Genomic DNA, 19,676 nt, shown 5'->3' with positions numbered 1-19,676 from the left:
ATTATATGTCATGTTATATTATGTGTCAACGAAATGTTAGGAATATTAACATGGATTTTTTTATCGAGCAGGCACTTCAATAAAACCTTGCTCTAGTAAGGCATCTACAGCACTGCAAATGGCATTTTTCACATGGGCATACGTGAGACCGCCCTGAACATAGGCTGTGTAAGGCGGTCTAATCGGACCATCAGCTGATAATTCAATGCTGGCTCCTTGGACAAATGTGCCCGCTGCCATAATCACATCGTCCTCGTATCCCGGCATATAGCTTGCATGCGGTGTGACATGACTGTTAATCGGTGATGCATATTGAATCGCCTGACAAAATGCAATCATTTTTTTAGGGTCTCCAAATTCTACAGATTGAATCAAGTCGGTTCTTTTCGCATTCCACGACGGGTTTGTTTGGAACCCGAGTTTTTCAAGAAAACGCGCTGTAAACACGGCACCTTTTAAACTTTGTGCAACAACATGCGGTGCTAAGAAAAATCCTTGATACATTTCCTGGAGCGCATACAGCGATGCACCCGCTTCACTGCCGATGCCCGGAGATGTCATTCGATAAGAGCAAGCTTCTACCCATTTTTCTTTTCCAACGATGTAACCGCCTGTTTTGGCAAGCCCGCCGCCTGGGTTTTTAATAAGGGAACCCGCCATAAGATCCGCTCCCACATGACATGGCTCTTGTAATTCAGTAAATTCACCATAACAGTTGTCCACAAACACAATAATTTCTTCATTGATCTCTTTTACAAATGAAATCATTTGCTCAATTTCTTCTATTGTAAAAGAAGGTCTTGACGCATAACCTTTAGAACGCTGAATTCCGATGACTTTTGTTTTTGGGGAAATAGATTCTTTGACTTTGTCGAAATCGACAGATCCATCTTGACGCAAATCAATGGCTTTGTAATCGATCTGAAAATCTTTTAATGAGCCTGTCCCTTCTTTGCCGCGAATCCCGACAATCTCTTCTAGGGTATCGTAAGGTTTCCCCGTCATGTAGATCAATTCATCACCAGGTCTTAGCACACCAAATAAGGCGATGGAAATGGCATGTGTTCCAGAAATGATCTGCGGGCGTACAAGACCGCTTTCCCCTCCAAATACATCCGCATAGATCTTTTCTAACGTGTCTCTTCCCATATCATCGTAGCCATAACCAGTTGTCGGGTTAAAATGAGAGTCGCTGACTTTATGTTTCCGGTAGCTTTCAAGAACCCGCCACTCATTTTGTTCGCTCTTTCGATCAATTTGCTGATGTATTTGTGAAATGTCTTGTTCTGCTTCTGCTGCTATTTTTTCTAAAATGGTGCCATGTTTTAAAGTGTGAAACATCGTGATTTAATTCCTTTCCTACGACATATACTTCTTGATTTGTCCTAATATGGTTTGCTCCTCACCACTAAATCCAGTGATGTCATAAAGCTCTGCTTCCTTTTGAAATTCCAGTGATTCCACCAAGGTTTCTGACTTTAAGGCAGATATGAGTTTCCCTTCATATGCCGGAATCCTTACATGATATGGCTTTAAAAAATCTTTTTTCAGTTCAGCCATGATATCCGCTTTTAACCGCTTCACATCTTCCTCGCGCCTAGCACTGATTAAAATGTGGCGCTGCTTTGAGGAAGGGATAAAATCCGGCCGGATTTGGTCTTTTTTGTTATAGACAGTCAGCATCGGAATACGGTCAGCTTCTAATTCTTCTAAAAGCTTATGAACCGTTCGTTCATGCCCTTCATAATCCTCATTCGAAGAATCGATCACATGAAGCAAATAGTCTGCTTCTTTTACTTCTTCAAGAGTGGAACGAAATGCTGCAATCAGTGTGGTTGGAAGGTCTTGAATAAAACCAACTGTATCGGAAATCAGTACACTGTAGCCAGATTCAAGTGTCATTTTACGCGTCATTGGGTCAAGTGTGGCAAACAGCAAATCTTCTTCATGGCTATCCGCTTCTGTTAACTGGTTAAACAATGTAGATTTCCCGGCATTTGTGTACCCGACAATAGCGATTTGGAATACGCCATTTTTCTTCCGTCGTTCCCGGTATCTCGAGCGGTGTTCTTTGACTGCAGACAGTTGTCCGTGAATTTCGTGTATGCGGTTTCGAATATGACGTCTGTCTGTTTCAAGTTTTGTTTCACCTGGACCTCTTGCGCCAATTCCGCCGCCTTGTCTTGAAAGGCTGATCCCTTGTCCACTCAGTCTCGGCAAGGCATACTGAAGCTGGGCAAGCTCTATTTGCAGCTTCCCCTCTCTTGTACGGGCTCTTTTGGCAAAGATGTCTAGAATCAATTGCGTACGGTCAATAATTTTCACATCTAAGGCAGTCGCCAAAGCTTTTAACTGGCTAGGCGAAAGCTCGTCGTTAAAAATAATAACGTCACAGTCTAACTCGTCGCAAAGCACTTCAAGCTCTTCCACTTTCCCTTTCCCGATGTAAGTCGCGCTGTCTTGTCTATTTCTTTTTTGCGTCATGATGCTGACAGCTTCACCGCCAGCTGTTTTGGTTAAGGAAGCTAATTCTTCCATAGAATATTGAAAGCGTTCATCCGTTATATGCGGCAGTTGACAGCCGACAAGGATCGCTTTTTCGATCATTTCATGTTCATTCAACGTCAGTTGTTTCCTTTCTGTACTTAAGTTTCAGTAGTACCATCATACCAAACACACCACACGTATACCACCATTCGGAAGGTTTAATTTCTTGTCTCTTTACAAAAAGGATACGCCATTTTAAGAAGGCGTATCCTCTTTCATTTGCAGATCATGGCTTTTAATCGTAAGTAAATCTTTTTTATCATAATGATCCACAAGAAGCAGCCTCATCGCCTGAGTTCGAATCGCTTTTTCAATGGTGTTTCGCACAAAACGGCCGTTGCTGAATTTAGCAGGACTCGTTGTGCTCTTGATGTGCATTAAATAGTCTCGCAGTTTCCATTCTGCCTCTTGGGTAAAGACATATTCCCGATCGGCCATCATTCGTTTTGCAATATCCATCAGCTGATCGACCGTATAATCAGGGAAGTTGATATTGATCGGAAATCTCGATTGCAGACCAGGATTTAGAGAAAGAAAATGATCCATTTCCTTGGAGTATCCAGCTAAGATGAGGATGAATTCATGCTGCTTATCCTCCATATGTTTTACAAGGGTATCAATCGCTTCTTTCCCGAAATCCTTCTCTCCTCCGCGGGCAAGAGAATAGGCTTCATCGATGAACAAAATGCCGCCTAGTGATTTTTTAATCAAATCTCTTGTTTTTTGAGCTGTATGTCCAATGTACTCTCCAACCAGATCTCCTCGTTCTGCTTCAATTAAGTGCCCCTTTGAAAGAACATTCATTTCAAAGAAAAGCTTCCCGACAAGCCGTGCAACCGTTGTCTTCCCTGTGCCAGGATTTCCTTTAAACATCATATGAAGCGCTTGTTTTCCTACTTTTAATCCTTGTTCTTGTCTTTTTTGATTGACAAAAATCCAAGCATAAATTTCTTTTATGTTTCGTTTCATTTCATCCATCCCGACAAGGCTGTTCATTTCTCGTTCTATTTCTCGTAAGATGCTGTGTTTGGCCTCATTTTTTTGCAAGGCCTCTAGGTATTCTGCCTCTGAATCTGCATCAACCAATACTTGCTTCTGTCCATTAAGTATAATGTTGATTTGGCCGTTATTTTTATATGTGACAGCTCGCTCCAACGTATTCACCTCTCGCTCTTCTCTCTTTAATCTATTCGGGTGGAGCTGTAATCGTGACAATCGCCCGCACTAGCATCGGTTTACTGTCAAAATGACCCGAGATACCGGTTATTGTAGGGGATTGTGCGGTTTCCCAGGAAATGATGTGCTATTTCCATTGTATTCATCCATTTCGGGCGGACAAACCAACAATTTGTTTTTTCTTAGAAAAATGGCGCTTTTTCATCACAAATTGTGCAGAAAAGAGTCTCGATGATTTCCGCATTTTGTACAGGCAATTTTTCTATTTCCTCATAAAATAAAGACGAGGTGATGAATAGATGGTGAAAATTTTTATTGATCCTGGCCACGGAGGAACAGATTCTGGAGCTGCTGCTAATGGACTTTTGGAGAAAAATATCACACTGCAAATTGCGCTTTTTCTGAGAGATATGTTGATTAGTGAATATGATGGGGTTTCCGTCCGCTTAAGTCGTTCAATTGACCAATCCGTCACGTTATCCCAGCGTACGAATGCGGCAAACAGCTGGGGAGCTGACTATTTCGTGTCTATTCATATTAATGCTGGCGGAGGCACAGGTTTTGAAAGTTATGTGTACCCTGGCGTTTCAGCACCAACCACCACGTATCGCAATGCCCTTCATGATGAGATTGTCCGCTCCGTTGATTTTGCCGACCGCGGCAAGAAAACGGCGAACTTCCACGTTCTGCGGGAAACTTCTATGTCTGCCATTTTAACTGAAAACGGTTTTATTGATACGGTAGCTGATGCAAATAAGCTCCGTAACGCTACTTTCCTTCAAGGGATCGCTCGTGCTCATGCCACTGGATTAGAAAAAGCCCTTCAATTGAAAAAAAAAGCAAGTAACCTATATAAAGTGCAGGCCGGGGCTTTCAAGGTCAAAGCCAATGCGGATGAACTAGCAGCTACACTCAGATCCAAAGGATTTGAAGCGCTGGTCGTACTGGATAGCGGCATGTACCGAGTCCAAGCTGGCGCTTTCCGTTCAAAGCAAAATGCAGATGACCTCGTCTCTCGATTAAAGCAGGCCGGTCACGACGCATTCGTTTTTCAATAATCTAAAAAACAAACCGGCTCAAGTCATCTTTAGAGCCGGTTTGTTGTCTATCCAATTATGCTAAAATGTTCACGACAAATTGAGACCATGTTTCAAGACGATCGAAGTACTCAGGATTTTTCAAATCTGTTACTTTCATCCATTTGCCTGAGATTTGATCTGTTTCTTTTACTTCTACATGAGCACCCGGCGATAATTCAAGGGCTGATAACAGTCCGATGTGCACACGGCCGACACTGTTGTCATCATCATTAATGAGTCCAAGGGTTTTCATCTCAAGTTTGTCTTCTTCTTGAATCGAAAGTTCCTCGTCCAGTTCACGATCGGTATTTTCTTTTAGAATCTCAGCAAAATTTTTTCCTTCAATGAAATTCATATGACCCCCAAAGCCAAGAGATAACTTATGATGTAAGCGCGTCTCTCCCCCGCCTTGAAGTCTTTCATATACATACACTTCGTCCTCACGCTTAATCACGACATAAGGTATCGGCTGTTTGAAGCCAGGATTTTCTTCTGCATCGCCTCTTCGCATCTGCTCGAAGTGCTCTTCGATTTCTTTCATAATGGTGCTGATTGTTTTCTCTTCACTATTCACACCATTAAACGCAAGTGTTTCGTTTTGGAACACGCGTGCGCGCGGTGCAACTAAAATCATTTCGTCCATTTTTCCCATGTTCGGTAACCTCCAGTATGTAACACATTGTTAGAAATGGCAAAAAGCCAAAACGAGTGATGCGTTTTGACTTTTGCGTTTTAATTATGATTCATCCCCAAAGAAGAAATCGTCATCTTTTAACGGCTCAACTGTTGCCTTTTTGTAGCCGTTCCCTTTCATTGAGAAGAAGTCATGTGACTTTGTTTTTGTATTGAGTCCGTTCAATACAATTGGGTTGATCTCTTCTTCTTCAAAGTAAGGGGCAAATCCAAGGTTCATTAACGCTTTATTGGCATTGTAACGAATGAACTTTTTCACATCATGCGATAAATTGACTTGGTCATAAATATCCTCAGTGTAATGAAGTTCATTTTCATAAAGCTCATTAAGCAGATCGATAGAGAAATCATAAAGCTCTTTTTGCACGTCAGGTGTTTGTTTGTTGTAAATTTCTTGTGCTAATAATCCAACATACACACCGTGAATCGCTTCATCGCGCAAAATCAAGTTAATGATTTCACCACTTTGCATGAGCTTTCCTTGACCGTAGAAATATAGCGGGTAGTAAAAGCCGCTATAGAATAGGAAGCTTTCTAAATACACTGAAGCAACCATTGCTTTAAATAAGGAAATCGGGTCATCCTTTTGAATGGAACGGTACAGACCTACAATCATATCTGCTTTCTTTTGCAAGAATTTATTTTTCTTGACCCATTCAAATACTTCACTAATCGTTTCAGTCGGTGCTAGCGTCATGAAGATATTTGAGTATGATTTTGCATGCACTGCATTTTCCATCATGGCCATAAAGTTTAACACGGCTTTACGCTGATGACCGTCCACATGTTCAGCCACTATCGGCATTCCTGTATTTCCTTGTTCTGTATCAAGTAACGTCAGTCCAGCCAGTACCTTCATGTACGTATCTTGCTCTTTTTCACCTAAATATTTCCACGTTAAGAGATCCCCGTTTAAGGAAATCTCCTCTGGAAGCCAGAATTGCTTGACGTTTTGGTTGTAAAACATTTGTGTAAAATCGTCTTCGTGTTTTGACCAGTTGGCTGCATCATAAATTTTTGTCACGTTAAACTCTCCTTTAATCAAACAACACAAGAAAGACAGCCTTCCTGCCCTGTATCCTTCGTTCTTGCATAATAAAGTGTCTTAATGCCTTTATGGTGTGCATAAAGATCGATGCGATTTAAGTCACGCGTTGTCATCGTATCTTTTAGGAATAATGTAAAGCTGATTCCTTGATCGACGTGCTGCTGAATGGTTGCGATCATATCGACCACTTTAAACATGTCCATATCGTATGCTTCTTTATAGAAGAACCAGTTTTGTGCTGAAAGTCCTGGCATTGGATAATACGTTTTGCTGTTTCCGTATGTTCTTTCTTCGATACGTTCCATAATTGGCATCACAGACGCTGTTGCCGATTGAACATACGAAATAGAACCTGTTGGCGCAATACATAATCGATAGCTATGATACATGCCATTTTCCGCTACAAAATCTTTAAGTGCTGCCCAATCTTCTTTTGTTGGAATGTGCATCCCTTCAAATAGCGCAGCTGCTTTTTCTGTTTTTGGAGTGAAATCATTTTCTACGTATTTATTGAAGTACTCTCCTGTTGCATAACCAGAGCCCTCATAACGGTGGAATGTTTCCCCTTTTTCTTTTGCAAGCTCACTTGAACGCTTAATGGAGTAATAGTTCACCATCATAAAGAACGTATTAGCGAAATCTCTTGCTTCTTCACTTTCATAAGCGATTTGGTTTTGAGCTAAATACCCGTGAAGGTTCATCGCACCAAGTCCAATCGACTTCATCGCTTTGTTCGCTTTTCTAACAGCTGGTGCATTGCGGATATCTGTTGTTTCAGACACAAGTGTAAGTGAGTCCGTTGCAAGCTTGACTGTTTTTTCAATGGATTTGTTTTTCATCACGTTCATGATATTTAAAGAACCAAGGTTACAAGAAATATCAAGTCCGATCTCATCATCTTGATCATAGTCCGTGTAAGAAGAGACTTCTGAAGCTTGAAGTACTTCTGAGCAAAGGTTTGAGAATTTCACACGTGAAATATGGTTCAGAGCGTGCTCTCTATTCACATTATCTTGGAACATGATATATGGATAGCCTGATTCTGAGCGCAGAACAGCTAATTTTTCAAGAAGTTTTCTCGGATTGACTTTTTCTTTTTTGACTTTCGGGTTTTCTACAAGCTCGTCATACATTTCTTCCATATCCATCTCATCAAGATGCTGTCCATAAGCTTTATAAACTGTATGAGGATAGAATGTGTAAGCTGTTTTATCTTCTCTAGCAAGCTCGATAAATTTATCTGGGATGACGACACCGATCGAAAGTGTTTTCACACGAACATCTTCATCCGCAGAGATTTTTTTCGTATCTAAGAAATCATTAATATCTCTGTGGAAAATATTCAGGTAGGCACTGCCTGAACCTTGTCTTTGTCCCATTTGATCTGCATATCGGAATGCATTATCAAGAAGTTTCATGACGCCTACGACACCTTTGGTCGCATTTTCAACATCTTTGATCGCTTCACCTTTCGCACGAAGCTTTGAAAGGTTCAAGCTGACGCCGCCGCCTAATTTAGACAGCTGCATGGAAATATCAATGGCTCTTGAGATATCGTTTAATGAGTCATTCACTTCAAGCAAGAAGCAGCTCACCAGCTCACCACGTCTTTTACGGCCTGCGTTTAAGAATGTTGGTGTACTTGGCTGATACTCTTGGTTGATCATCAGTTCCACAAACTCAAGTGCTTTCTTTTTGTCTCCGCCCGCAAAGAAAAGAGCCACAACTGAAATGCGGTCTTCATAGCGTTCAAGGATTTTCTTTTTGTCATTTGTTTTCAGTGCATAGTCATTGTAAAACTTAAACGCACTCATAAATGATGGGAATCTAAATTTCTTGGCATATGCAGCTTCAAATACTTCTTTAATATCTGACATGCTGTATTGTCTTAAAAATTCTTCCTCATAGTAGTCGTTTTCTATTAAGTAATCAATCTTCTCTTCTAGATTATGAAAGAAGACCGTGTTTTGATTAATATAATCTACGAAATAACTATGTACAGCTTCTTTGTCCTTGTCGAACTGAAACTTTCCTTCTTTTTGAATCATAATCTCGTTATTTAATTGTATCCACTTTGGAACCTGATTTTGTGACAATTCTTTCTACCTCCTGTGTAAACAATTCAACATCCCTTTTTGTTCCGCTTAGTTCAAAGGTGTGCAAAATAGGAACTTGATATTGTTTAGAAATCGTATCGGCGCTTTTGGCAAAGTTATCTCCCCACACTTTGTTCCCACTCACCGCTACACCTAGTAAAAGGTGCGCATTTTTCTCTAAAAATGACTGAGTGGTACCAGGGACTTGTCCAAATCCTGTCGTAAAGGTGACGAGAATAAACGGCGTATCCAAAAACTCTTCTCCAGTCAATTTTCGTTTGTCTGTAAAAGGGGTCTTGTCCAAAAAGCGTTGAACATTTCCTGTTTTTGAATCAAATACGATTTGAATCAATTCCATCACGACCTAGTTTTTAGTATTGTTGATCATTCCGTTATTCACTATATATAGTATACTATGTTTTTTCAAAACACAACATATAGATACTCGAAACGAAAAAAATCAACCAACCCGGCCGAACATTCATAGCCGAACTCGTACGTTCAAATAAATAGAGCAGAGCAGGTTCTAAAAATAGACTGCCCTACTCCCTATTCAACTGAAACCGAAATCTATCATAACACGAAAAAAAATCGCTTAGTAGACTAGACTTTTTGTTTTATTTTTTGTAGGCATCGCACTGTAAATCTTCTGACACTTCTGTTATTTCCACTTCAACACCTAATTCTTTGAGCACCGCTTCAAGCGCAGAGACGATCGAGGCTTCTCTTACTAACTCTTTCCCGTTTACAGAAACGCTTGTTCCATATTCGAAACAGGAGTCATCTTCACAAGTTTGTTCCCAATGATTAATTTTAATTTTGTGTGTCATGAACTCATCCTTTTCTGTCTAGATGTCTGATGCATGTTTATAGTGTAGCGACTTCACATTCATTTGTAAATTTACGTGCTTACTCTTCATCAAAGTCTTCACTATCACCATCATCTTCATCCCATTCATCTATGTACTTTGTCGTAATGAGCGTCAGCTCTCCTTCTTTTTCATCAAACCGGTATACATGTACTTCATCATCTTTTACAACAGCAATGTGATTATTTTTTAGCGCAACAGATGATGGTAAAAGACCATCAACATGGCTCCCATCATGCTCACCAGAATGGTTATGCCAACTTTCTTGTCTCGTTTCGATGTTCGAGATGGCGCATGATCCAAATAAGACAACAATTCCAATCAAAAGAAGGATCACTCGAATCCTTCTCAATTCAAGCTCTGCATTTTCCATATAAATCCCCTCACCTTTTAAATGTCCAATAAGGATTTATACGCAACTTGGACAGAAAAGTTTCATGGCATACAAAATAGCCCCTCTGCACTGACAAAAAACGTAGCGGGTTTCGGCCGGTTTATTCGCAGCTGCATGGGGCTATTGGTGAAAACGGGTGTTTATTCTAATTCAAGATTTACATTTTTTTGAGGTGCAAATGTTGAAATCGCATGTTTATAAATAAGCTGCTGCTTCCCTTCTGTCTCAAGCAGCACCGTGAAATTGTCAAATCCCTTTACTTGACCGCGAAGCTGAAAGCCATTCAGTAAAAATACTGTGACAAATGTATTGTCTTTGCGGATCTGATTCAAAAATTGGTCCTGAATATTAATCGGTTTCATGTTTCGTCCTCCTTGATTCTGATAACTACAGTTTCGCTTTAAGTCCAAGCTTTCCTGCTATATATGCGAAAATTTCCTCTTTTTTGTCCGAAAAGTGGCAAGGTGGTGTCATATCAAACCAGGTGACATCCATTTTATTACGGAACCACGTAAACTGACGCTTCGCATATCTGCGGGAATTTTGTTTTAATTGCTGGATGGCTTCATCAAGTGAGCAATCGCCTTGAAAATAGGCATACAACTCTTTATAACCAATCGCTTGAACAGACTGACAATCTTTCAAACCAGATTGATAAAGTGCGCTCACTTCTTCAATTAAGCCTTCATCTAACATCATATCAATTCTTTGATGAATGCGCTCGTACAAAAGCTCTCGGTCCATTTTCAGCCCAATGAAGGCAGTGTCATAAAGAGGAACTTCTTGATGCCCGTTTTGCATATCAGACATTTTCTGACCTGTTGTATGGATGATTTCAAGCGCCCTTATCACGCGGCGGACGTTATTCGGATGAATCGCTTTTGCAGCGTCAGGATCGGCTTCTTTTAGCTTTTCATACAGCTTGATCGGTCCATGCTGCTGCTTAAACAGCGTCATCTCTTCTCTAAAAGCAGGATCACTTTTCTCATCAGTAAACGTGTAATCATATAAAACAGACTGAATATATAGCCCAGTTCCACCAACAATCATGGGCGTTTTCCCTCTCGCAGCAATCTCTTTGATTTTTAAGCGGACAAGCTGCTGAAATTCAGCTGTAGAAAACGATTCATCCGGTTGTTTAATATCGATTAAATGGTGCGGTACGCCATTCATTTCTTCAGGGGTGATTTTCGCTGTGCCAATATTCATCCCTTTATAGATCTGCATGGAATCCCCGCTGATAATTTCTCCATTAAATGCTTTCGCTATATCAATGCTCAGCTTTGTTTTTCCGACAGCCGTCGGACCTACTAATACAATCACTGGTTGTTTTTTCATAACATCACTCTCTTTTACAAACTGCCTACAGTATAGCATAACTTCTCTTTCTCTCCTATATCCTCCCGTCACCAGCCAAGTGGTTCATTCCCGACCACTTCATATGTCTTTCCTTTTAAACGGTGCTTATGCGTTGGCCTTTCTTCATCTGGACTGTAAACGACTCCCCCATATGGAATCGGGACAGAGTCGGTATAGGCAGAAAACGTGACTTCCTCAATTTCATGGTAGTGCGTCCCGTCCACTCTTGGGATAGCAGGTCCAGTGACGCCATAATATCTATGGAAATGCCCTCTTTCAAATGATGTGATCCCCCGGTAATAATGAGTATGACTGTCGGTACTGCTTCCATTCACAGGCTGAGAAATACCTTCTATTAAATGATAATGTTCTTCTGTTACATCCGTTCGCGCTTTATAAGCATGTGCATGAGGTGGGCATTTAGCCCAATCAGACGGATACAGGCCCATTTTTTACATTCCTCCTTATTTTAGGCATTCACCCAAACACAAGTGGGCCACTCGAATACACTGATGTCAGTTACAGTGATTTTATGTGAAAGGAGTCTTTTTTTATGAATTATTTTGACGCACCGTTTGTTCAAGATGAGATGAGAAGACCTTTTGGATTTGGACGCCCTGGATTTGGTTTTGGAAGACCTGGGTTTGGGTTTGGGCGCCCTGGTTTTGGCTATGGGAGACCTGGATTTTTTGGACCGCCATTTTTAGGTGGTTTTGCTGGAGGGCTTTTAGCTGGGTCGCTTCTTGCTCCAGGATATGGCTATGGTTATCCTTATCCACCGCCATACCCGCCATATGGACCATACCCTTATTATTAAATATGACGATTTAGTGAAAACATCCTCTTATAAAATGAATCGATTGACACATTTGTTTTTCATAGGTTAACATTTACTTTACCGACCGTTCAGTAAAGTAGGTGTTTTTTTTATGTCTAAAACGAAAAAAGAACAAATTTTTGAGGCAGCAGCTCACACCATTCTAAAAGAAGGATTGAGTCAGCTCACCCTTCAGCAGGTGGCAGAACATGCAAATATGACCAAAGCCGGGCTACTGTATCATTTTTCGAGCAAGGAAGACCTGATCCAGCAAATGAATGAGCATGCGGTTGCCTCTTTTCGTCAGCAGCTTGACACGTATCAGGAAACATACAAAAACGAAAAGGCACCTTATGTACGTGCCTATATATTGGCCACATTAAATGACCTTGATAGACAAAACACCACACAGCTATGTACAAGCATGCTGGCTACCATGTCATTTGATGAAGCATTATTAAATCCTTGGCGTCATTTTTATGCGGAATTTAAAGAAAAAGCAACCGAGGAAATCAATGACCCTGCACTTAGCCAACTGATCCGTCTTGCCTGTGATGGTATATGGTTTTCAGAAATGTTTCAGCTTGAACCATTGAATCGAGAGGAAAAAACCCTTTTACTTCATCGGATTTTACACATTTTAGAGGAGGGATGATGATGATCCTCGGATATCTTTTTTTGGCTATCGCCATTTTTTCAGAAGCAATCGGGGCAGCGATGCTGAAACTATCAAATGGTTTCACACGCTTTAAACCTAGCGCTGTCGTTGTCGCTGGCTACACACTTGCTTTTTACATGTTGTCATTGACCCTTAATATCATTCCACTTAGCATGTCTTACGCCACTTGGTCTGGTGTCGGTACCGTCCTCACGGCTTTTTTTGGCGTGCTCTTTTTCAAAGAAACCTTGAACCGTCAAGCACTTATTGGAATGGCGATGCTTGTTTCAGGGGTCGTACTATTAAATATGTCTTAAAGGATGTGAAGTGATATGAAAGGAATGCTTTATTTAACAGGAGCCATTTTGACAGAGGTTTTTGGCAGTACGATGCTGAAGCTTTCGCAAGGTTTTACACAGGCGCTGCCGAGTATGGGGGTGCTGATCGGATTTGGGTGTGCCTTTACCTTTCTCAGTTTGGCACTCAAAACAATTGAGCTGTCATCTGCATATGCCACTTGGTCTGGTGTCGGTACAGCACTTACTGCTCTTGTGGGCCTCGTGCTATTTAACGAAACCATTCATATGAAAGGATTTATTGGTCTTGCACTTGTCATATGCGGCGTCATTGTCTTAAATCAATCCAAAAAACAAAAGGAAGAAAAGAAAGAACCATTCGATCAAACCGAATGGACGTCATAAAAAAAGTCATTTTCTCCATTAATCAAGAGAAAATGACTTTTTTGTCTTAATGACCAGCTTTGATGGTTTCTTCTAAGGAAATATGGACATTCCCTTGCACAGCTCTAGAGATCATACATGAGCTTTCAGCTTTATGTGCAAGCTTACGAGCTCGTTCTATGTCCTGTGCTGTAGCCGACTCTTTGAGAATGATGACAGGACGATGAATGATTTTCTCATATGTAAACACACCGTTTGTCACATCGACAACTGCCTCAGAGCTCATCGATAAATCCTCTTTCTCTAATTGACTCCGCTCCATCATGGCTGCAAGTGTAATGATATAACATGTGGCCGCTGCACCTAGGAGCATCTCATCTGGATTTGTTCCAATACCCGGTCCATCCATTTCTTTTGGAATGGAAATCTCCGTCTTTAACTGTTCACATTCGATTGTCCCCACATCGTTACGCAGACCAGGCCAGCTTGCCTGAAGATGAAAATGATGACGCGCCATATCTGTCTCTCCTTTTGTTATCACTTTTTATAGTGTAACAAGAATTCATCTTGCTGTCTTAAGATGTGCACCATCCTTACGTATATTCTTCATCCAGCACCGTTCGAATCGCCCTGACATACCGGTAAAACGTCTCGTTTTTTGTACTCGACCGCTGCCGAAAATCGAAACTGTCAAATAACGCTTCCCGTTGACTTCTACTAATCTCAAGCTGTACACTTTGCCCTGTTTTTGTAAGATTATTAATATTATGATTGCTCGTTCCGCTTAGGGTTGCGTGTGCAACTGCAAGTTCAGCAGAAAAACCGTTGCGCTCTAATGAGTTCACAATTTTCTCAGCACGATCATAGTCTGTTCCGCCAACAAGGGTGTGGTCAATTCCCGGCTCCCCTTTATAACCATGAACAGCTAAGACATAATCATGTGCTTTTGCCTGTGCGACTCCGATTGGTTCATCGAAGTTTGTACTTGTAATATGAAGTTCTGATGCATTTTCTCTCAAACCTTCAAATAAGTACGTAGAAAAATCGTTATCAAAAAAATGGACAATCTCACTAACGCCGCCTTCGATTCTCCCGCCATGAGGCGACATCACTAGAAGACGGCTGCCGGGCACTGGATTGGATGTAATTTGATAATGATCTGTTGATTCATTCTCTTCCAGTTCTTTAAAATTGCGATACATATCATTTGAACCGCTTTCGTCTTCTCCACCTGATGACACTGGCTCATCATGTTCCTGTGCTTGCATGGTATAATAGACGCCCCATCCGATGACAAGCAGGAGAAGCAAAGCAAAAAACTTCTTCATTCCCGTTCTCCTTTAACAGATTTCTAAGCCGTTTCTATGATTAATATTGAATCATCATTTCTTTTCATTTTTTCCACATTTTCTCTTCAAATTTGATCATAACACTCTAGATCATGAGATTCCTCAAAAATAAGATAATTGCATTTATATACACAGAAACGCCTCTCCTGATTGAAAACAGAGTTAGAATAGTATGACAAACAAATGAAGTTATGTTTAAAATGACCTAGTCCTACCCAGTCTGTTTTCTTTAATTCGTCTTTTTTTTATGCGAATTTGATTTTTTTCATCTGGAATGAATCACATTTGTATGAGCATTGACCCTGTCTAGAACCCCCTTTTTTCTGCAGAATCCTCTGTTTTACTGGTTCTCTAAGAAGAACTCTCCCACCTATCATCGGCAGTTTTGATATGATTTCCACCTTTTTCTATTATTTTACAAAATGTAAGCGCTTTTCTTTTTAAGGGGAATGAGTCAGCCGCCAATATGAACAAAAGAAGGGACAAGAATCCGAACAAAGATGCTGTCATGTTCATAACGTAAGAGTGTACGAGAATGGATAGCTAGAATGGAGGGCATCACATGTTTGGATTTTCCATGGTACAAATGGTCAGAACACATGCTAGTAAATTGGATCAGCCTTTAAGAGAAACCGTCCTTCACCTCTATAAGCCTTTTAAGTGGACGCCTTGTTTTCTTCATCGTTTTTTTGAAGGAAGGTTAAAGAAGAGCAAGAAGCTTCGGGTCATCATTGAATTTAAAGAAGATGCAGTTGAAGCAGGTATTCAAAGCACAAAGCAGCTAATGAAAAAAAGCAGAAAAACAAACATCAAAAAACATTTTTCACATATTAACTGCTGCGCTGCTGATCTTACCCCTGCTGCTTTAGAGGAACTCTTAGCAAATGGGGAGCATATTCGCAAAATATATTTAGACAGACAGGTACATGCACTGCTGGATGTGGCGACACAATCAAGTCATGCGGATGAAGTCGTCCGAAATGGCACGACCTTAACCGGTGAAGGCATTACGGTTGCGGTCGTTGACACAGGCGTATACCCACATGAGGACTTAGATGGAAGAATTCGCGACTTTGTAGATTTAGTCAAACAAAAAACGAAACCTTATGATGATAACGGTCATGGAACGCATTGCGCTGGGGATGTGGCTGGAGACGGAGCTGCCTCAGACGGCTTATACAAAGGACCCGCTCCAAAAGCCAATATCATTGGGGTAAAAGTGTTAAATAAACAAGGCGCTGGATCACTTTCTACTATTATAGAAGGTGTTGAGTGGTGCATACAGTTCAACGAAGACCATCCTGATGACCCAATTCACATCATCAGTATGTCACTAGGCGGCGATGCACAGCGTTATGATGACGAACAAGACGATCCGATGGTGCGCGCTGTTAATGCAGCTTGGGATCAAGGGATTGTCGTATGCGTTGCTGCCGGGAACTCCGGTCCTAACAGTCAAACGATCGCAAGCCCTGCCGTGAGTCAAAAAGTCATTACAGTCGGAGCCTATGACGATCGAAATACGCCAGAATCAAGTGACGATGTCGTGGCACCATTTTCGAGCAGAGGTCCAACGGTCTACGGTGAAACAAAGCCCGACCTCCTCGCACCAGGAGTCAATATCGTCTCTCTTAGATCACCAAGATCATTCCTAGATAAACTAGATAAATCAAGTAGAGTCGATGATGATTATACGACGTTATCTGGCACTTCGATGGCGACACCCATTTGTGCCGGTATCTGCGCACTATTATTAGAGCATTCACCAGATTTAACACCTGATGAAGTCAAAGCCTTATTAAAAGAAAATACAAGCAAGTGGTCTGGAGAGGACCCAATGATTTACGGAGCAGGTGCCATCGACGCAGAAAAAGCAATCCAAGAATAAATAAAAAAGCCCTTTACGTTTTTCGTAAAGGGTGTTGTTTTGTCTGTTTTTATGTGTGAAGTCTTTCTTCTACTTGAGCAGCTGACATGTTATGCTTCGTTCTCATACATCTCATCTCCTTTTTGAATGTGCGTACGCGCTTCGATCACAATTTCAAAAAAAGTGGAAGATTCCTTGTACATGTCGCGTTCCTTATAATAATTAGCCGCATCAAGTGCCAATTCCTCTAAATCAGCAAACATTTTTTTGTTTCGTAGTCCCAAAAGGGCTGATCTCAATTGTTCAGAGCTGTCTGTTTCTATATAGAGTGCCTGTAAAAATTGGAATTTCAATTGATAAATTTCATCTCCCAATATAGAGGCCTGATTCATGCCTTCCTTTATAGCCTCACTCGCTCGCTCCATATCTTCGAGTTTAAAACAAGTAAGAGCCAGTGAAAACAATGATTTGATCATCGTTGCAGCTTGATCTTTTTGATAAAGTGAAATGGCTTGTTCAAAGAAGACAGTGGCTGTATGATAGGTTCCCATACTATAATGACAAGTTCCTAAGTTATTGAGGGCCATCGCCTTAAAATAAGATGTGCATTCTTTTCTTTCCATTGCTTCACACACTTTTAAAGCTTTTTCTAAATACGGGAGCGCTTTTTGATGCTGATTTACATCAATCCAATTACCTGCCATCACAAAATCGCATTGAATGCTTCTTTTTCCATAAAGCTGATGTTTCTTATAGATGTCTCTCGCTTTTTTCGCATAATGCATAGAAAAATAGGTTTGTTTCATATGATAGTATACTTCAGCAATTTTATAATAAAATTCCGCTTTTTCGATCTCATCTGTCACTAAGATCAGCTGATGTTCCGCATGCTTATAATAAGAAATGGCTTCGATATACCGGTGCTGGGTAAATGCATACATTCCATGGAAAAAATGAAAGTAATAGCCCAATAAACCCGTCATCTCATCTTCTGCCTCTTCAATTTCTTTTGGAAAAGAGACCGCTTGAAGCGATTCATTCCCTGCATGGACTGGCGTTAAGTGCTGAAGCATCATTTGATGGCGAAAATCCATGAGAGAATAATAGAGTAATAAATCTTGATCTTCTTCCATCTCATGAATGTCTTCTTCAACAAGGCGCTTCATATCGTTTGCCTGATCAACTTCAAATTTGCAAATATGTGTGTACCATTGATTGATTTTTACACCTACTTCGGAAGATGGTATTTTGTGTGCCATCCACTTCAGCCCCATTCTATCATATCAAACTGATAACTATTATTTTACATAATTTATGATTTTAAGGCAAATTGTCATTTATTTCATATTTTATGTTGATTTTGCACATTTCTATCTTTTTTACCAAGTTTAAAGAGAGTACTTTTGCCCATCAAAACCTTTTTTCTACGAAGAAGGGTCGAATTCTCTAAGCACTTCTTTTAAACCACTGACATAGCGACTAAATGCTTTTTTCTTTCCTTTTCTCGTATCAAAGTTGTCAAAAAAGGCTTTTCTCTGCGCCGTACTAATTTCTAACTGGACACTTTCTCCACTTGCATTTTGATTATTAATGTTGTTTGGATCCGTTCCAGAGAGGCGCTCGCCTTTTTGCACGAGCTCTGCGGAGAAGCCCCGGTCTTTTAGTTCTCGCACAACCGCTTCTTGCATTTTTTCGTTTGTCCCGCCCACAAGTGTATGTCTTCTATCACTTTTATAGCCGTGAATGGATATAGAAAAGGGATATGTTTTAATCATTTGAACCAAAATCGGTTCATCGAATTTTGTACTAGTGATATGCAAGTCACGATTGTTGTCTTGTTTTGTCCCTTCAAATAAATACGTAGAGTACTTCTTTTCAAATGCTTCTACAATTTCACTTGTTCCTGGTTCAATTTCGCCGCCATGAGGAGAAAAGACAAGTAAGTCACTTCCCCCTTTTTCATGAAACTCTATCTCATATCCGTCTCTTTCATGCCGTATAAGCTGTTTAAAACTTTCATATTGATCCCCTTTTTTTCGCTCTTTCTTATACTTTTCTACTTCTTCATGATGTTGTTTTTGCTCTTTATTTTCTTGGATAGAATGGCTGCATTTCACCATTAAAAGAGCACACAGGATGAGAAAGATGAATCCACATATGAGTAGTCTTTTCATTTCACCGCTCCTTTTCATTCTCTTCGATGTCATCTTATCGCATTATTTTACTATCAATCGCTAAAAGAATTCAAAGAATGTCCGGCTCCTTTTCATGAATCAGGAGAACTTACCTGTTTTTTTATGTTGCCCTAGGTATTTTCGGCTTCTTTAAAACGGTTCATGTGCAAGTAAAAACTAAATCCTATGACCTCATTTTAGTTTTAGTCAAAAACACCTACAAAATTGGGAATTTTCATCTTTTTTCAAATAAAAAAGCTGTAAACAAAAGGAATATCTCCTTCTGTTTACAGCCAGTCTCTGTATATCCAGCATTAAACTCTTAATTCATTCTCTAATGCTGTCAGCACTTCATCTTGCGACATGCCTTGTGCCAGTGAAATTTCGCTCACTAACATGCCCCGTGCATCTTCAAGCATCTTCTTTTCACTAGAATTTAAGGCTTTTTTCTGATTACGTCTCATCAGATCTTTGACAACGTCTGCGCCATCTTCAATCGAACCTGTTTTTAGCTTTTTCAGATTTTCATCATATCTTTGCTTCCAAGTAAGCGTGTCGTCGTTTGTTTCTTCTGCAAAATTGTTCATCACAACTTTCAGCGTAGCTTGATCAGCTACCGGACGTATACCTAGTTGATTGATTCTGCCTTTTGGGACCATCATCTGCATATTCGGCATTTGAATCAGAAAATATTCCTGCGTCTTACCTAAAATCTCTTTTTCTTCCATTCCTTCAATCACACCGGCTCCATGCATTGGATAAACAATTTTATCACCTATTTGAAACAAATCCGCCACCTCCGAAAGTATTCACAATATCATTATAACACATTTCAGCAGAGGATAAAAATTTATATTTTATCATGTTAAT

23 protein-coding genes are annotated in these 19,676 nt (G+C 40.4%); 6 read left to right on the top strand and 17 right to left on the bottom strand.

Features of this window, described 5'->3' with window-relative positions; genetic code table 11:
- Positions 1–60 precede the first annotated feature (60 nt).
- The 3 genes from ASG46_RS13050 to spoVK form a co-directional block, all read right to left on the bottom strand.
- A complete protein-coding gene (locus tag ASG46_RS13050) occupies positions 61–1,341 on the bottom strand; it encodes a methionine gamma-lyase family protein (protein ID WP_045035117.1) in 1,281 nt (426 codons plus the stop codon).
- An 18-nt stretch (positions 1,342–1,359) separates the two neighbouring features.
- A complete protein-coding gene (gene hflX, locus ASG46_RS13045; RefSeq protein WP_056704777.1) occupies positions 1,360–2,622 on the bottom strand; it encodes a GTPase HflX in 1,263 nt (420 codons plus the stop codon).
- Positions 2,623–2,742: 120 nt separating this feature from the next.
- Positions 2,743–3,702: a stage V sporulation protein K gene (gene spoVK, locus ASG46_RS13040; RefSeq protein ID WP_008344008.1), complete on the bottom strand. Its 960-nt coding sequence runs from the start codon at positions 3,700–3,702 to the stop codon at positions 2,743–2,745.
- A gap of 320 nt (positions 3,703–4,022) precedes the next feature.
- Between spoVK and ASG46_RS13035 the strand changes: the two genes are divergently transcribed.
- The gene (locus ASG46_RS13035; protein WP_007499430.1) at positions 4,023–4,781 is read left to right on the top strand and encodes an N-acetylmuramoyl-L-alanine amidase; all 759 of its coding nucleotides are present in this window, start codon (positions 4,023–4,025) and stop codon (positions 4,779–4,781) included.
- Between the two features lie 55 nt (positions 4,782–4,836).
- Here the strand turns inward: ASG46_RS13035 and ASG46_RS13030 are convergent, their stop codons facing one another.
- The 9 genes from ASG46_RS13030 to ASG46_RS12990 all read right to left on the bottom strand — a co-directional run bounded on the left by ASG46_RS13030 (position 4,837) and on the right by ASG46_RS12990 (position 11,710).
- On the bottom strand, positions 4,837–5,454 hold the full coding sequence (locus ASG46_RS13030; RefSeq protein WP_056704775.1) for a hypothetical protein: 618 nt from the start codon (positions 5,452–5,454) through the stop codon (positions 4,837–4,839).
- 84 nt (positions 5,455–5,538) lie between these two features.
- A complete protein-coding gene (nrdF, locus tag ASG46_RS13025) occupies positions 5,539–6,519 on the bottom strand; it encodes a class 1b ribonucleoside-diphosphate reductase subunit beta (protein ID WP_024720404.1) in 981 nt (326 codons plus the stop codon).
- A 17-nt stretch (positions 6,520–6,536) separates the two neighbouring features.
- A complete protein-coding gene (nrdE, locus tag ASG46_RS13020) occupies positions 6,537–8,639 on the bottom strand; it encodes a class 1b ribonucleoside-diphosphate reductase subunit alpha (protein WP_017359033.1) in 2,103 nt (700 codons plus the stop codon).
- Entirely contained in the window at positions 8,599–8,991 is a 393-nt protein-coding gene (gene nrdI, locus ASG46_RS13015) for a class Ib ribonucleoside-diphosphate reductase assembly flavoprotein NrdI (protein WP_017359034.1), read from the bottom strand. Before nrdI ends, nrdE begins: the two co-directional genes overlap by 41 nt.
- Before the next feature lie 265 nt (positions 8,992–9,256).
- Complete coding sequence (locus ASG46_RS13010) at positions 9,257–9,469, bottom strand: hypothetical protein (RefSeq protein WP_003212415.1); 213 nt, start codon at positions 9,467–9,469, stop codon at positions 9,257–9,259.
- Between the two features lie 79 nt (positions 9,470–9,548).
- Positions 9,549–9,881, bottom strand: coding sequence for a YmzC family protein (locus ASG46_RS13005; protein ID WP_025207367.1), 333 nt, complete (start codon positions 9,879–9,881; stop codon positions 9,549–9,551).
- Positions 9,882–10,042: 161 nt separating this feature from the next.
- The gene (gene hfq, locus ASG46_RS13000; RefSeq protein WP_003211269.1) at positions 10,043–10,264 is read right to left on the bottom strand and encodes an RNA chaperone Hfq; all 222 of its coding nucleotides are present in this window, start codon (positions 10,262–10,264) and stop codon (positions 10,043–10,045) included.
- Positions 10,265–10,289: 25 nt separating this feature from the next.
- On the bottom strand, positions 10,290–11,240 hold the full coding sequence (miaA, locus tag ASG46_RS12995) for a tRNA (adenosine(37)-N6)-dimethylallyltransferase MiaA (RefSeq protein WP_056704774.1): 951 nt from the start codon (positions 11,238–11,240) through the stop codon (positions 10,290–10,292).
- Positions 11,241–11,308: 68 nt separating this feature from the next.
- Positions 11,309–11,710 (bottom strand): YmaF family protein, encoded by a 402-nt coding sequence (locus tag ASG46_RS12990; RefSeq protein ID WP_046526675.1) that lies wholly within the window; start codon positions 11,708–11,710, stop codon positions 11,309–11,311.
- 104 nt (positions 11,711–11,814) lie between these two features.
- On the opposite strand from ASG46_RS12990, the gene ASG46_RS12985 reads away from it, so the two are divergent.
- The 4 genes from ASG46_RS12985 to erbB all read left to right on the top strand — a co-directional run bounded on the left by ASG46_RS12985 (position 11,815) and on the right by erbB (position 13,437).
- Positions 11,815–12,078 (top strand): hypothetical protein, encoded by a 264-nt coding sequence (locus tag ASG46_RS12985; RefSeq protein WP_017359036.1) that lies wholly within the window; start codon positions 11,815–11,817, stop codon positions 12,076–12,078.
- Positions 12,079–12,190: 112 nt separating this feature from the next.
- A complete protein-coding gene (locus ASG46_RS12980; protein WP_041507251.1) occupies positions 12,191–12,733 on the top strand; it encodes a TetR/AcrR family transcriptional regulator in 543 nt (180 codons plus the stop codon).
- Between the two features lie 2 nt (positions 12,734–12,735).
- Entirely contained in the window at positions 12,736–13,053 is a 318-nt protein-coding gene (gene erbA / locus ASG46_RS12975) for an SMR family multidrug efflux transporter EbrA (protein ID WP_017367286.1), read from the top strand.
- Between the two features lie 15 nt (positions 13,054–13,068).
- A complete protein-coding gene (erbB, locus tag ASG46_RS12970) occupies positions 13,069–13,437 on the top strand; it encodes an SMR family multidrug efflux transporter EbrB (RefSeq protein ID WP_056704771.1) in 369 nt (122 codons plus the stop codon).
- A 46-nt stretch (positions 13,438–13,483) separates the two neighbouring features.
- On the opposite strand, the gene ASG46_RS12965 is transcribed toward erbB, so the two are convergent.
- Both ASG46_RS12965 and ASG46_RS12960 read right to left on the bottom strand, forming a co-directional pair.
- Positions 13,484–13,933: an OsmC family protein gene (locus ASG46_RS12965; RefSeq protein WP_047945891.1), complete on the bottom strand. Its 450-nt coding sequence runs from the start codon at positions 13,931–13,933 to the stop codon at positions 13,484–13,486.
- Positions 13,934–14,009: 76 nt separating this feature from the next.
- The gene (locus ASG46_RS12960) at positions 14,010–14,744 is read right to left on the bottom strand and encodes a poly-gamma-glutamate hydrolase family protein (RefSeq protein WP_056704769.1); all 735 of its coding nucleotides are present in this window, start codon (positions 14,742–14,744) and stop codon (positions 14,010–14,012) included.
- 583 nt (positions 14,745–15,327) lie between these two features.
- Here ASG46_RS12960 and ASG46_RS12955 point away from each other — a divergent pair.
- Positions 15,328–16,653 (top strand): S8 family peptidase, encoded by a 1,326-nt coding sequence (locus ASG46_RS12955; RefSeq protein ID WP_056704767.1) that lies wholly within the window; start codon positions 15,328–15,330, stop codon positions 16,651–16,653.
- 89 nt (positions 16,654–16,742) lie between these two features.
- On the opposite strand, the gene ASG46_RS12950 is transcribed toward ASG46_RS12955, so the two are convergent.
- From ASG46_RS12950 to ASG46_RS12940, 3 genes are all read right to left on the bottom strand, one after another.
- Entirely contained in the window at positions 16,743–17,891 is a 1,149-nt protein-coding gene (locus ASG46_RS12950; RefSeq protein WP_056704766.1) for a Rap family tetratricopeptide repeat protein, read from the bottom strand.
- Between the two features lie 165 nt (positions 17,892–18,056).
- Positions 18,057–18,806: a poly-gamma-glutamate hydrolase family protein gene (locus ASG46_RS12945; RefSeq protein WP_056704764.1), complete on the bottom strand. Its 750-nt coding sequence runs from the start codon at positions 18,804–18,806 to the stop codon at positions 18,057–18,059.
- 314 nt (positions 18,807–19,120) lie between these two features.
- Positions 19,121–19,594, bottom strand: a complete 474-nt coding sequence (locus ASG46_RS12940) for a CarD family transcriptional regulator (protein WP_007499456.1) — start codon at positions 19,592–19,594, stop codon at positions 19,121–19,123.
- Between the last annotated feature and the right edge of the window lie 82 nt (positions 19,595–19,676).

This window comes from Bacillus sp. Leaf49, from assembly GCF_001426125.1.
In the GTDB taxonomy this organism is placed as follows: domain Bacteria; phylum Bacillota; class Bacilli; order Bacillales; family Bacillaceae; genus Bacillus; species Bacillus altitudinis.
The sequence above is the reverse complement of the archived record's forward strand: the minus strand, read 5'-3'. Positions and strand labels throughout refer to the sequence as shown.